This window comes from Sinimarinibacterium flocculans (genome assembly GCF_003201205.1).
Classification (GTDB): domain Bacteria; phylum Pseudomonadota; class Gammaproteobacteria; order Nevskiales; family Nevskiaceae; genus Solimonas; species Solimonas flocculans.
Window position 1 is genome coordinate 426305 of sequence record NZ_QICN01000001.1, and the last position, 12691, is coordinate 438995.

Annotated in this window: 10 protein-coding genes; 5 read left to right on the forward strand and 5 right to left on the reverse strand. The window is 67.6% G+C overall.

The window, feature by feature from the left end; all coding sequences use genetic code 11:
* Positions 1–23: 23 nt before the first annotated feature.
* Positions 24–3503, reverse strand: coding sequence for an indolepyruvate ferredoxin oxidoreductase family protein (locus C8D93_RS01885; protein WP_110263458.1), 3480 nt, complete (start codon positions 3501–3503; stop codon positions 24–26).
* 123 nt (positions 3504–3626) lie between these two features.
* A complete protein-coding gene (locus C8D93_RS01890) occupies positions 3627–4112 on the reverse strand; it encodes a VOC family protein (protein WP_110263459.1) in 486 nt (161 codons plus the stop codon).
* Positions 4113–4303: 191 nt separating this feature from the next.
* Here C8D93_RS01890 and C8D93_RS01895 point away from each other — a divergent pair, with 191 nt between their 5' ends.
* The 5 genes from C8D93_RS01895 (at position 4304) to C8D93_RS01915 (ending at position 10617) form a co-directional block, all read left to right on the forward strand.
* On the forward strand, positions 4304–5581 hold the full coding sequence (locus C8D93_RS01895) for a metal-dependent hydrolase family protein (RefSeq protein ID WP_110263460.1): 1278 nt from the start codon (positions 4304–4306) through the stop codon (positions 5579–5581).
* A gap of 26 nt (positions 5582–5607) precedes the next feature.
* The gene (locus tag C8D93_RS01900; RefSeq protein ID WP_110263461.1) at positions 5608–7029 is read left to right on the forward strand and encodes an aromatic ring-hydroxylating oxygenase subunit alpha; all 1422 of its coding nucleotides are present in this window, start codon (positions 5608–5610) and stop codon (positions 7027–7029) included.
* Positions 7030–7036: 7 nt separating this feature from the next.
* Positions 7037–7378, forward strand: coding sequence for a non-heme iron oxygenase ferredoxin subunit (locus tag C8D93_RS01905; RefSeq protein ID WP_110263462.1), 342 nt, complete (start codon positions 7037–7039; stop codon positions 7376–7378).
* 209 nt (positions 7379–7587) lie between these two features.
* Entirely contained in the window at positions 7588–8778 is a 1191-nt protein-coding gene (locus tag C8D93_RS01910) for an FAS1-like dehydratase domain-containing protein (protein WP_110263825.1), read from the forward strand.
* A gap of 120 nt (positions 8779–8898) precedes the next feature.
* On the forward strand, positions 8899–10617 hold the full coding sequence (locus C8D93_RS01915; RefSeq protein ID WP_110263463.1) for a class I adenylate-forming enzyme family protein: 1719 nt from the start codon (positions 8899–8901) through the stop codon (positions 10615–10617).
* Here C8D93_RS01915 and C8D93_RS01920 read toward each other — a convergent pair.
* From C8D93_RS01920 to C8D93_RS01930, 3 genes are all read right to left on the reverse strand, one after another.
* Positions 10614–11249, reverse strand: coding sequence for a TetR family transcriptional regulator (locus C8D93_RS01920; protein ID WP_170123853.1), 636 nt, complete (start codon positions 11247–11249; stop codon positions 10614–10616). The two genes, C8D93_RS01915 and C8D93_RS01920, sit on opposite strands and share 4 nt — an antisense overlap.
* 82 nt (positions 11250–11331) lie before the next feature.
* The gene (locus C8D93_RS01925) at positions 11332–11757 is read right to left on the reverse strand and encodes a PaaI family thioesterase (RefSeq protein WP_110263465.1); all 426 of its coding nucleotides are present in this window, start codon (positions 11755–11757) and stop codon (positions 11332–11334) included.
* Positions 11758–11806: 49 nt separating this feature from the next.
* Positions 11807–12601: an SDR family NAD(P)-dependent oxidoreductase gene (locus C8D93_RS01930; RefSeq protein WP_110263466.1), complete on the reverse strand. Its 795-nt coding sequence runs from the start codon at positions 12599–12601 to the stop codon at positions 11807–11809.
* Positions 12602–12691: the final 90 nt, after the last annotated feature.

Genomic DNA, 12691 nt, shown 5'->3' on the forward strand with positions numbered 1-12691 from the left:
ACTTAGGCTGTCCTGCCGAAGGCTCACGCCGCACGCCACTGCGGCGGCGCGACCGGATTCTCGAACGCGGCGAGCAGTTGCGGCAGACGTTCCACGTAGGCCTTGGCGTTGGCGTCCTTGACCGGGCCGTAGCCGGCAATGTCCTGCGCGGCGCCGGCCAGCTCGATCGCAGCGGAAAGGTTCCGCTCGTCGACGCGATCGACGATGTCGAGGATCAGCGCGCGATAGTCGGCGATCAGCCGGCGTTCGAGGCGCCGTTCGTGCGTGTATCCGAGGGGATCGAAGGCGGTGCCGCGCAGGACTTTCAACGGTGCGAGCAGGCGGAAGGCGTGCAGCATCCACGCGCCGAAGCGACGCTTCTTCGGGCGACCGGCGCCGTCCTGGCCCGGCAGCATCGGCGGGGCAAGGTGGAACTGCAGCTTGAAGTCCCCTGAGAACTGTTCACGCAGGCGCTGGGTGAACGCGGGGTCGGTGTACAGCCGCGCGACCTCGTACTCGTCCTTGTAGGCCATCAGGCGTGCGAGTGTCAGCGCGACTTCACGCACGAGGCGCTCGCCATCCTGCGGCACGCGCGCCATGACCCGCGCGCGGATGTCGGCAACGAAGTCGGCGTACTGCTTCGCGTAGTCCGCGCTCTGGTAGGCGGTGAGCAGGCGCGTGCGACTCGCGAGCACGTCGTCCACCGTGGCCAGCGGCACCAGTTCCCGTGGGGCACCGAGTTCGCGCAGCAGCGCATCCGGGTCGTGTGCCGCGAGGCGGCCCAGCGCAAAGGTGCGCAGGTTGCCGTCGACGAAGCTGCCGTTGAGGCGGATGGCCTGTTCGAGGGCGGCGGCGCTGACGGGCAGCAGCCCCTTCTGCGCGGCGTAGCCGAGCATGAGGATGTTGGTGGCGATGCTGTCGCCGGTCAGCTCCGTGGCGAGGCGGCTCGCGGCCAGCTCGAACAGCGTGCCGCCGTCCAGTGCGGCGACGATGGCCTTGCGCAGGCGTTGCTCGTTCAGGTCCAGCTTCTTGTTGGTCTGGAACTCGCCGGTGGGCGCGACATCGGTGTTGAGCACGGCGCGGGTGTGTCCCGGCCGCACGGTCCTGAGCACCGTGGCGCCGGCGCCGACGATCGCATCGCAGGCGATCAGCACATCGGTCATGCCTTCGGACAGCCGCGCGCTGTAGATGCCGGCCGGGTCGGGGCCGATGCGGATATGGCTGGTCACGGCACCGCCTTTCTGCGCCATGCCGGTCAGGTCGAGGATCGTGCAGCCCTTGCGGTCGAGATGCGCGGCCATGCCGAGCAGCGCGCCGATGGTCAGCACGCCGGTGCCGCCGATGCCGGCGACCAGGATGTTGCAGCCGCGCGCGTCCATCGCTGCGACCGGCGCCGGCGGCAGTGCGGCGATGAGCTGCTGCAGGCGCGCCGCGTCGCCGCCCGCGCGCACGGCAATCTTCGCGCCGGTGACCGTGACAAAGGACGGGCAGAAGCCCTTGAGGCAGCTGTAGTCCTTGTTGCAGTTGGACTGGTCGATGCGCCGCTTGCGGCCGAACTCGGTTTCCAGCGGCTGCACCGACAGGCAGTTGGACTGCACCGAGCAGTCGCCGCAGCCTTCGCAGACATCGGGGTTGATGAAGACGCGCTGGTCGGGATCGACCATCTGCTTGCGCTTGCGCCGGCGGCGCTTCTCCGCGGCGCAGGTCTGCTCGTAGACAATTGCGGACACGCCCGGGCTGTCGCGCAGTTCGCGCTGCAGCGCGTCCATCTCGTCGCGGTGATGCAGGCTGGCGTTGGCCGGCAGCGCGAGATGGCGGAACTTCCCGGGATCGTCGGACACCAGCTTCACCGGGCGCACGCCCTCGGAGAGCAGCTGGTTGACCATGTCGATCGGCGTGATGCCCTGCTCGACCGGCTGGCCGCCGGTCATCGCGACGGCATCGTTGTACAGCAGCTTGTAGGTGATGTTGGCTTTGGCCGCGACCGAGGCACGGATCGACAGGATGCCCGAGTGCGAGTAGGTGCCGTCGCCCATGTTCGCGAATACGTGCGGCGTGTCGACGAAGGCGCTGACCGAGGCCCAGTTGGAGCCTTCGTGCCCCATGGGCATGAACTGCATCGTGTTGCGATCCATGACCACGGCGACCAGGCCGTGGCAGCCGATGCCGCCCAGGGCCTTGGAGCCGTCAGGAATCCTGGTGCTGGTGTTGTGCGGGCAGCCGGAGCAGAAGTACGCCGGACGCATCGTGCTGCTGCCCACGGTGGCGGCGTGCGCCTCGATTGCGCCGTATGCGCGCTGCCGCGTATCGAGGACGTCGTCCGACAGGCCCAGCTGGTCGAGCAGCATGCGCAGCGCGCGCCGCACCTGCGGGACGCTGAGTTCGCCGGCGGCCGGCAGCAGCGTTGCCCCATGCAGGTCGTGCTTGCCGGCGATGCGCGGACGCCGCGCGTCCGGCAGATCGTAGAGATGGCGCGCGATCTGTTCTTCCATCAGCGCGCGCTTTTCCTCGACGACGAGCACCGCGCGGCTGTCCTGCGCGAAGTCGAGCAGGCGCTGCGGGTCCATCGGCCAGATCAGGCCCGGCTTGTAGACGCGGATGCCGAGCTGGCGGCAGCGCGCCTCGTCGAGGCCCAGGTCGTCGAGGGCCTGGCGCACGTCGAGGTAGGCCTTGCCCGCGGTGACGATCGACAGCGTGCGACGTTCGCCGTCGATGACCACGCGGTCGATGCCGTTGGCGCGCGCGAAGGCCTGCGCCGCCGGCAGCCGTTTGTTGACCAGCCAGTCCTCCTCGACCAGCGGCGGCAGGTTGGGGCGCAGGTTCAGGCCTTCGGGCGGCAACGCCACGTCGCCTGGCGTCACGTAGGTGACGCGCGGATCGGGCAGCTCGACCTCGCCGGACAGGTCCAGCGTATCGGTGATGCACTTCAGGCCCACATAGCAGCCGCTGTAGCGCGACATTGCCCAGCCGAACAGGCCGAACTCGATGATCTCGCCGATCGTCGCCGGGTACAGCACCGGCACCATCGCGGCGATCAGCGTGTGCTCGGACTGGTGCGCGCTGTCGGAGGATTTGCCGCCATGATCGTCGCCGGCGACGACGAGCACGCCGCCGCGCGCCGACGTGCCCTCGAAGTTCGCGAGCTTGAGCGATTCGCAGGCACGGTCGACGCCGATGCCCTTGCCGTACCACAGGCCGAACACGCCTTCGAACTGCGAGGCGCCGAACCAGTTCAGCTCCTGTGTGCCGCGAATGCCGCTGACCGCCAGTTCCTCGTTGAGGCCGGGCACGAAGCGGATGTGGTGTGCATCGAGCAGCTTCTGCGCGCCCCACAGCGCGACGTCGTAGACGCCCAGTGGCGAGCCGCGGTAACCGGAGATGTAGCCCGCCGTCTTCAGTCCCGCCGCGGCGTCACGCCGCGCCTGGTCCAGCGGCAGACGCACCAGCGCCTGGTTGGACGAGATGAAGACGCGGCCGCCGTCCTGCAGGTACTTGTCGTCGAGGGTGGTGGCGGACTTGGTCATGGGGAAAGGAGGTTGCCTGTCTCCCTCTCCCCGCGAGCGGGGAGAGGGCCGGGGTGAGGGGCGATCGGTGCGCGGCCCCTCACCCCAACCCTCTCCCCATTGCATGGGGAGAGGGGGACTGGTTCACGGCCGCGTCGGCTTGCCCGTGAGCGCACTCAGTGGAAAGTCGCACTTGCCCTCGATCGTCTGCTGGATCTCGATCAGGTTGCCTTCCGGGTCGCGGCCGTAGATGGTCTTCACGTGGCCGACGTCGATCGGGCCGGGCTGGCCGAAGGTCATGCCCAAGCCCTTGAGGCGCTCGAACTCCTGCTCGATGTCGGTCACGTCCACGCAGAAGTGCGTGTAGCCCTTGTCGTAGGCGTTCTTCGGCTCCGTGGAGGTCGGCTGGGGCTGCTGGTACTCGAACAGCTCCATGTAGCAGGTGCCGCAGCGCAGCATCGCGCCCTTGGCGGCCGAGTCCGGCACATCGACGATGCGGTCGATGAACTCGCTCTTCTCCCAGGCGAAGGGCTCGCCGACGACCTCGAAGCCGAAGGCGTCGCGGTAGAACGCGATCATGCGGTCCAGGTCGCGGACGTGGACGGCGACGTGGTGAATGCCTCGGATCATGCCGGGTTCCTCCGTTTCGCAGCGGCTTTTCGGTGGCGATCCGGTCGTAATTTAGCGACCGGGGACAGGTCTGAATCGTCCGTGGCGGAGTCAGACAAGATGCCCTGCGCAGCCGGGCATTCGGGGCCTGTGGGTCGGGGTCGATAATCAGTGATGACATCGGCGGACCCCGTGGAGGAGGCGCTCGACAGATGAACAGAACGATCTTTACAGGCGCGACCGTCTGGGACGCCAGTGGCGCCAAGCCCTTCGTCGGCGATGTTCTGGTTGACGGCAACCGCATCGCGGCAGTCGGCCACGGTGCCGGCAAGCTCAAGGCCGGCGATGCCCACGTCGTCGATGCCAAGGGCCTGTTCCTGATGCCCGGCATGACCGAGGGGCATGCGCACCTGTCGTTCGAGTCCGTCGCCGCCACCGAGGACCTGATCACGCCGTCGCCCGAGGCGCACACGCTGCTGACCGCGCGCGTCGCCAAGGTGCTGCTCGACGCCGGTTTCACCAGCGCCTGGGGCGCGTCCGAGGCCAAGCTTCGTCTCGGCGTTGCGGTGCGCGATGCGGTCAACGCCGGCCTGCTGCCGGGGCCGCGCATCCGCGCCGGCTCGCTGGAGATCTCCGTCACCGGCGCGATGGGCGACGAGAGCCGCGAGCACAATCCGCGCAAGGGTCCGTCGATCATCGTCGACGGCCCGGAAGAGATGCGCAAGGCGGTGCGCCTGAGCTGCCGCGAGGGCTGCGACAACATCAAGCTCGACGTTTCCGGCGATCCGTTCTATCCGGGCACGCCGGCGCACACCACGCCGATGAGCTTCGACGAGATCCGCATGGCGGTCGAGACCGCGCATGCCTATGGCCGCAAGGTCAACGCGCACACGCGCTCGATCGAGGGCAGCAAGGCCTGCCTGCGCGCCGGCGTGGACATGCTCTACCACTGCGAATTCTCGGACGAGGAACTGCTCGACCTGTTCGAGGAGCACAAGGATCACGTCTTCGTCGCGCCGACGGTCAGCCTGTTCCACACGATCAACAACAACGAGGCGGCCGGCGTCGGCCTCACCGCTGAGATCGGCGGCTACATGGGCATTCCGGGTCTGGTCGAGGCGTCGGTGCAGACGCACACCGCGCTGCGCAAGCGCGGTATCCGCCATCTGATCGGCGGCGATTACGGGTTCAAGTGGAGCCCGAACGGCACCAACGCGCGCGACCTGCAGTTCTTCGTCGACTACTACGGCTACACGCCGGCCGAGGCGCTGCGCTGCGCGACTTGGAACGGCGGTCTGGCTATGGGCATGGGCGTCGAGAAGCTCGGCGCGGTGCAGGAGGGCTATCTGGCCGACCTGCTGCTCGTCGACGGCGATCCGTTGGCCGACCTGTCGGTGCTGCTCGATACGAATCGGCTCGTCGCGATCATGAAGGACGGGCAGTTCCACAAGAATGCGATGCATGTCGCCGAACGGCGCGCGGCGGCCTAGCCTCAGCGAAGCACGCGGAGAAAACGATGTCAGTCAAGACCGAAGAAGTGATCAAGCTCAAGGATCTGCCGAAGGGCGACGCCCGTTGTCCCGGGGCACCCAGCACGCAGGACATCATCGCCGCTGACACGGTGAAGGCGCCGGGCTGGGTCTGCTCGGAGTCCTACCAGTTCCTCGGCGACGAGGACATCCCGACCGATCGCTACACCGATCCGGCCTACGCAAAGCGCGAGCTGGACACGCTGTGGAAGAAGACCTGGCAGTTCGCCTGCCGCGAGGAGCACATCGCGGAAGTCGGCGATTACTACGTCTACGACCTCGGCCACTACTCGTTCATCATCACCCGCGTCGCCGAGAACGAGATCCGCGCGTACTACAACGCCTGCCTGCATCGCGGCACCAAGCTGCGCGCCTCGGGCACCGACGGCAACGCCGAGGAGTTCAAGTGCAGCTTCCACGGCTGGAGCTGGAATCTCGACGGCACGCACAAGTCGACGACCTGCGACTGGGACTTCCCGCATGTCGATTCGAAGAAGTTCTCGCTGCCGCAGGCGCGCGTCGCCCGGCTCGGCGGCTTCGTGTTCATCAACATGGACCCGGTCGCGCCCTCGCTGGAGGACTACCTCGGCCCCGAGGCGCTGTCGCACATCAAGGCCTGGAAGCTGGAAGACCGCTACGTCTACCTGCATGTGTCAAAGCGCATCCCGGCGAACTGGAAGCTGACGATCGAGGCCTTCATGGAGGCCTATCACGTCATCGAGACGCACCCGCAGGTGGCGCCGAGTAACGGCGACGCCAACTCGCAATACGACATCTACGGCGAGCACGTCGACCGCTTCATCTCGACGCTGGGCGTCGTCAGCCCGCACCTCTACGGCCAGGTCAGCGAACAGGACATCCTCAACCAGTTCACGCTGGGCGACAGCAGCGCACTGGGCGATACCAAGTTCACGCTCAAGGACGGCGGCACCGCGCGCAGCGTCATGGCCGAGATGTTCCGCAGCATGTTCGAGAAGGCGACCAACACCGACCTGTCGAAGGTCTCGGATTCCGAGCTGCTCGACTGCTTCTCGTACACCGTTTTCCCGAACACCTTCCTGTTCCCGGGCATCTCGCTGCCGATGGTCTACCGCTTCCGCCCAGACCGTCACGACCACCGCAAGTGCCTCTACGAGGTGCTGTTCCTGCGTCCGGTGCCGGTCGACGGCAAGCGTCCGGTGCCGGCGATGCCGATCCACCTCGAGGATCACCAGTCGTTCACCGAGGCGGCCGGCATGGACCCGGGCTTCGGCGCGATTCTCGACCAGGACACCGAGAACCTGATCCTGCAGCAGGAAGGTGTCGAGGCCAGCGCCAAAAAGGGGCTGACGCTGGGCAACTACCAGGAGATCCGCGTGCGCCACTTCAACCGGGCGCTCGACAAGTACGTCGGCAAGTCCTCGGGCTAACGGTCGCGTGACGGATCAAACCGAACCGGCGCCCTCGGCCGAGGGCGCATACACGCGTTTCTGCGCGGTGACCGAACTCCCGCCGGAGTCGAAGAAGGCGGTGCGGATCGGTAGCCACTGGATCCTGGTCTGCCACACCGAGGGCAGGTACTACGCGGTGTCCAACATCTGCTCGCACGCGACCCGCCCGCTGATGATGGGGCGCGTGCGCCACTGCACGATCACCTGCCCGGTACACGGCGCGCGCTTCAACCTCGAAAGCGGTGCGGCACTGAACCTGCCGGCGACCAAGCCGATCGCGACCTATCCGGTGCGCATCGTCGACGACTGGATCGAGGTGATGTTGTAAACGGCCGTAACGGGCCGCCCCACCAGCTTCTGTAGGAGCGCACCTGGGCGCGACGGCTTGGCCGGTGTGGCGTGGGTCGCGCCTAGGAGCGCTCCTACGAGCGCTCATGTTTAGCGCTGCGCCAGATGTATAGCGCTCGGCGGTCTTGGTCGGGATCGTTGCTGACGGCGGCGATATATTGCGTTCAATCCGAAATGGAAAGCCCGTACATGTCTGCAAAACCGGAACAAGCAGCTGCTCAACTCGATCTCAGCGATCTCGACCGCTGGGTCGGAAAGCCGGTGGTCTTCGCCGAGCTGTGGGATCCGTGCAACGCGACCGACATCCGCCGCTGGGTCATGGCGATGGACTATCCGAACCCGATCCACTGGGACCAGGAGTTCGCGCTGGCGTCGAAGTTCGGCGGCATCGTTGCGCCGCAGTCCTTCGCGGTGGCGATGGACTACGGACACGGCTGCCATCCGGCCGGGGTCGGCAAGATTCCGGGCTCGCATCTGATCTTCGGCGGCGAGGAGTGGTGGTTCTTCGGCGCACCGGTGCGTCCGGGCGACAAGCTGTTCCAGAAGCGCCGCTTCGACGGCTACGACGTCAAGGACACGAGCTTCGCCGGTCCCACCGTATTCCAGCGTGGCGACACCGAACACCGTAACCAGGACGGCGTGCTCGTCGCACGCGAGCGCGCGACCTCGATCCGCTACCTGATCGAGGAGGCGAACAAGCGCGGCGTGTTCGGCAAGGAGAAGGCCTCGCCCAAGCGCTGGGACAAGCAGGAGCTGGCCGAGATCCACAAGCTGCGCTACGACTGGATCCTGTCCAATCGTGAAGGCCGCTCGCCGTTGTGGGCTGACGTGAAGGTCGGCGACAAGCTGCCGCGCCGCGTGATCGGCCCGCATTCGATCGCGACCTTCGTCACCGAGTACCGGGCCTTCCGCCAGAACATCTGGGGCACCTGGCGCTGGAACGTGCCCGAAGGCATGGTCGATCCGGCGACCGCGGACGCCGGCTTCGCCAAGGACATGAGCTACGACTACAGTGCGCGCAAGATCGACCCGCGCCAGGGCGACGGCCTGTACCACGGGCCGTCGAGCGGTCACGTGAACCTGGAGAAGGCGAGCAACATCGGCATGGGCGGCATGTACGGTTATGGCGCATCGATGAACGCCTGGCACCTGGATTACGTGTCCTACTGGGCCGGCCACGACGGCTTCGTCTGGCACTCGAAGACGCAGTTCCGCAGCCCGGCGTTCGAGGGCGATGTGACCTTCATCGACGGCGAAGTCGTCGACAAGCAGCCGAACTCGGCCTACGGCTGTCCGGTCGCGGTCGTCGAAGTGAAGATGACGACGCAGAAGGGCGAGCAGATCCTCAAGGGCACGGCCGACGTGCAGCTGCCGTACTGATTCCGTTGCCATGATTCCACGTCGCAGGCTGCCCCCTGTATCCCCCTGTAGGAGCGGCTTCACCCGCGACACGGCGGGCACGCCGCACGAAACAGGGTCGCGGCTGAAGCCGCTCCCACAATGACGTCTCCTGTCGCCGAACAGATGTCGATCGTCCGCGGCATTCCGCTGCAGGAGGAGCCGGGGCAGGGCGCGCACACGATTCCCGGCTACCTGCGCGAGGTCACGCAGCGTTACGCCGGTGCCGAGGCGCTGGTGATGCACACCGCTGCCGGGGTTGAGCGCTGGTCCTACGAGATGCTGTGGGAGCGCTCCGTCGAAGTGGCCAGGGCCCTGATCGCCAGCGGTGTCGGCAAGGACAGCCGCGTCGGCATCCTGATGGTCAACCGGCCGGAGTACCTGTCGTCGGTGTTCGGCATCGGCCTGGCCGGTGGTGTCGCGGTGGCGCTGAGCACCTTCTCGACGCCGGCGGAGCTGGAGCACCTGATTGCCGTCTCCGGCATCTCGGTGCTGTTGTTCGACGGACGCGTGCTCAAGCGTGATTTCGGCGCCGTACTGGCCGAGCTGGAGCCGGCGCTGCTGGACGCGGCGCCGGGCGCGCTCCAGTCGACGAAGTTTCCGTTCCTGCGCCATCTAGTGCGCCTCGATTCGGTCACCGCGGACGATGCCGGAGACCTGAAGGCGCGCAGCTTCGAGTCGTGGACGGATTTCCTCGGCCGCGGCCGCACGGTGACGGATGCCATCGTAGACGCGCGTGCGGCGGCGGTTGCGCCGTCGGATGCCGGCGGACTGTTCTTCTCGTCCGGGACCACCAGCCTGCCCAAAGGCATCCTGCACGCGCAGCGGGCGTTCGCGATCCAGTGGTGGCGATGGCCGCGCGTGATGTGCGTGAAGGGGCCCGCGCGTGCCTGGACCGGCAACGGCTTCTTCTGGTCCGGCAACATCACGATGATCGTCGGCGTGGCGCTGTCGACCGGCGGCTGCATCGTGCTGCAGCCGTACTTCGAGCCGGAACAGGCGCTCAGGCTCTGGGAAGCCGAGCGCGTGAATTACCTGTCGGGCCGGCCGCACCAGTGGGCGCGGCTGCAGGAGGCGCCGAACTGGGCGAGCGCCGATCTGTCGAGCCTGCACTACATCACCAATGCCGATCTGCTCAAGCAGCACCCGAGCGTGAAGACCGGCTGGCGCCTGCCGATGACCTTCGGCACCACCGAGACCAACACCGCGGCGACGACCTACACGGCGGACACGTCGCCCGAGCAGTACGCCGGCAGTGCCGGCGAGCCGCTACCGGGCAACCTGCTGAAGGTCGTCGATCCGCTGACCGGTGCGGTCGTCCCGCGCGGCCAGCGTGGCGAGATCTGCCTGAAGGGGCCGACGCTGATGCTCGGCTACATCGGCAAGGCGGTCGAAGACGTCCTCGACGACGAGGGCTATTACCGCACCGGTGACGGCGGCTACGTCGACGAGGTCGGGCGGCTGTACTGGGAAGGCCGGCTCACCGAGATCATCAAGACCGGCGGCGCCAACATCTCGCCGCCGGAGATCGACGCGGTGATCGCGTTGTATCCCGGCGTGCGCCGCACGCAGACCGTCGGTGTGCCGCACGACACGCTCGGCGAGATGGCGGTGGCCTGCATCGTGCCGCACGAAGGCGTGGACATCGACGAGGATGCACTGCGCGTGTTCCTGAAGGAGCGCCTGGCCAGCTTCAAGGTTCCGCGCCGCTTCCTGTTCCTGCAGGAAGAGGAGATGGCGGTGACCGCCAACGGCAAGGTGAAGTCGGGCGAACTCCGCCAGCTCGCCGAAAAGCGGCTGCAGCCGGGCGTGGTGGCCTAGGCAGTCGGGCGACGGTTCGTGCGGATGGCGTCCTCGATCAGCCCGGCGATCCAGGCGAGAGCGGCGCTCGTTTCGGCGGTGTCCAGACGCCAGGCCGTGCCGAGCCGCTCGTAGAGCGGTGGCGTCCACAGCATGTCGAGCATGGCGGCAGCGATGACGCAGTCGCGCGATGGCCAGTCCGGCGCGGCACGCTCGACGGCGCTGGTCAGGGCCGCGCGCCGACGATGGTCGAGTGCGGCGAGGGCGGGCTCCTCGGCTGCAGGTGCAGGCGTCGCGAACGAGGACAGGTATCGGTGGACGTCGGTCGCGATGGATGCGAAGTCGCGCAGTTCGATGTGATCGAGCCGGACCCCGGACTCCTCGACGAGTCGCTGCAGGATGGCGCCGCGCAGCGTGCGCTCGTCGGAGAAATGACGATGCACCGTGCGCACGCTGATGCCCGCCTGTTCGGCGACTGCCTTGAACGTGAGCGCACGCCAGTCCCAGCTGGCCAGGCGGTGTGCGATCCGGGCGCCGGCCGCGACGATGTCCTCGCGGGTCCGCGCCGCCTGCTGGCGACGCAAGGGGCTGTGGTAGGGACGTCGCCGGGTATCGGCGGAATCGGCTGCGGCGCGGGCTTTGCGTGGAGGCATCGACTCGATCATAGCGAAGCCTGCAGAGCTGTCTGTCGGGCTGTGGAATGCTCGCGGCGCTGCGCGTGGCCGTCCCGCTCCGTCAGTCGGCCTCGGGAAGATCGAGCACCTTCCAGATACCGTCGGCGCTGGCCAGTGTGCGCTCACCCGCGCACAGCAGGCCGCGCATGAAGATCAGCTGCCGGCTGCGGCGGACGAGCTCGGGGGTGCAGGTGATGAACTCTCCGGTGCGGCCGCCGGCCACGAAGTGCAGCTGAAGCTGGGCAGTGACCAGATGCTTGCCGCCGAGCGCGTCGGCGGCGCCGAAGCCGAGGGCGATGTCGGCGAAGGTCATCAGTGCACCGCCGTGGATTGCGCCGGGCCGGTTGTTGCCCTGCTGCGAGCCGCCGAGAAACCCGATCGTGCGGGCGTTCGCGGCGCCGCGGAGCCAGATCGGCCCCAGGTGTCCGGTGAAGCCTTCGCCGGTCAGCGAGGTCCAGCCGGCGGCGACAAGCGATTGGGCATCCATGACTGCGGCAGTTCGATTCGGGCGTTCGGCGTGTTTCCGGTATCGGGGCTCAGGCGGCCGGCCGGCGTTCGGCCAGCAAGGCCTCGGCGCTCAGGTACTTGGTCGTCGTCCAGCCGCCGTCGAGGGCGATGCTCTGGCCGTTGATGTAGCTGCCCTCCGCCGAGGCGAGGAAGTGGATGAGGTTGGCGACATCCTCGACGGTGCCTTCCCGGTCGAAAGGTGTCATCTCGTGATTGATGCGCCGGAACGGCGCAGCGTCCCAGTAGGCATCGGTCATGTCGGTGCGGATGACGCCGGGCGCGACCAGATTGCTGCGGATGCCCTGTGCGCCGTACTGCGCCGCGAGCGTCTGCGTGAGGCCGATCAGTCCGGCCTTCACCGCACAGTAGGCACCGCCATCGAGCCCGCCGACCAGGCCGAAGGTCGAACCGACGTTGACGATGGCCGATCCGGGTTTCATCACGCCGAGTGCTGCCCGACAGAAGCGGAACGGCGCCTTGAGGCTCGTTTCGACGACCTCATCGAGCGTGTCGTCGTCGGTCTGATGCACCGGGGCCCACTTGCCGGCACCGGCGTTGTTGACCAGGCAGTCGAGCCGGCCGAAGGCCTGCATCGCGATATCGACGGCCCGCTGCGCGGCACTCCTGTCGGTGACGTCCACGGCAAGCGTCCGGACCTCCGTCAGCGACGACAGTTCCGCAACCAGCTCCGCCAGCTTCTCGGGGCGGCGCGCCACCGCGACGATGCGATAGCCGCCGGCGGCGAAGCGGCGCGACGTGGCGGCGCCGATGCCGGCACTTGCACCGGTGATCAGCACGACGGGTTTGCCGGATTCCTGAGCCATGGGCTGCCACTCCTCTTTGCGTGATGTGCGAGCGGCATGCGCTGCGACGCCGCGTCGCGGCATCTTATCGGCGGTGCAGGGCGCAGGAAC

Excerpts from the sequence above, each read along its gene's own strand:
- C8D93_RS01885 (WP_110263458.1), bottom strand. The coding sequence starts at position 3,503 with ATGACCAAGTCCGCCACCACCCTCGACGACAAGTACCTGCAGGACGGC.
- C8D93_RS01890 (WP_110263459.1), bottom strand. The coding sequence starts at position 4,112 with ATGATCCGAGGCATTCACCACGTCGCCGTCCACGTCCGCGACCTGGAC.
- C8D93_RS01895 (WP_110263460.1), top strand. The coding sequence starts at position 4,304 with ATGAACAGAACGATCTTTACAGGCGCGACCGTCTGGGACGCCAGTGGC.
- C8D93_RS01900 (WP_110263461.1), top strand. The coding sequence starts at position 5,608 with ATGTCAGTCAAGACCGAAGAAGTGATCAAGCTCAAGGATCTGCCGAAG.
- C8D93_RS01910 (WP_110263825.1), top strand. The coding sequence starts at position 7,588 with ATGTCTGCAAAACCGGAACAAGCAGCTGCTCAACTCGATCTCAGCGAT.
- C8D93_RS01915 (WP_110263463.1), top strand. The coding sequence starts at position 8,899 with ATGACGTCTCCTGTCGCCGAACAGATGTCGATCGTCCGCGGCATTCCG.
- C8D93_RS01920 (WP_170123853.1), bottom strand. The coding sequence starts at position 11,249 with ATGCCTCCACGCAAAGCCCGCGCCGCAGCCGATTCCGCCGATACCCGG.
- C8D93_RS01925 (WP_110263465.1), bottom strand. The coding sequence starts at position 11,757 with ATGGATGCCCAATCGCTTGTCGCCGCCGGCTGGACCTCGCTGACCGGC.
- C8D93_RS01930 (WP_110263466.1), bottom strand. The coding sequence starts at position 12,601 with ATGGCTCAGGAATCCGGCAAACCCGTCGTGCTGATCACCGGTGCAAGT.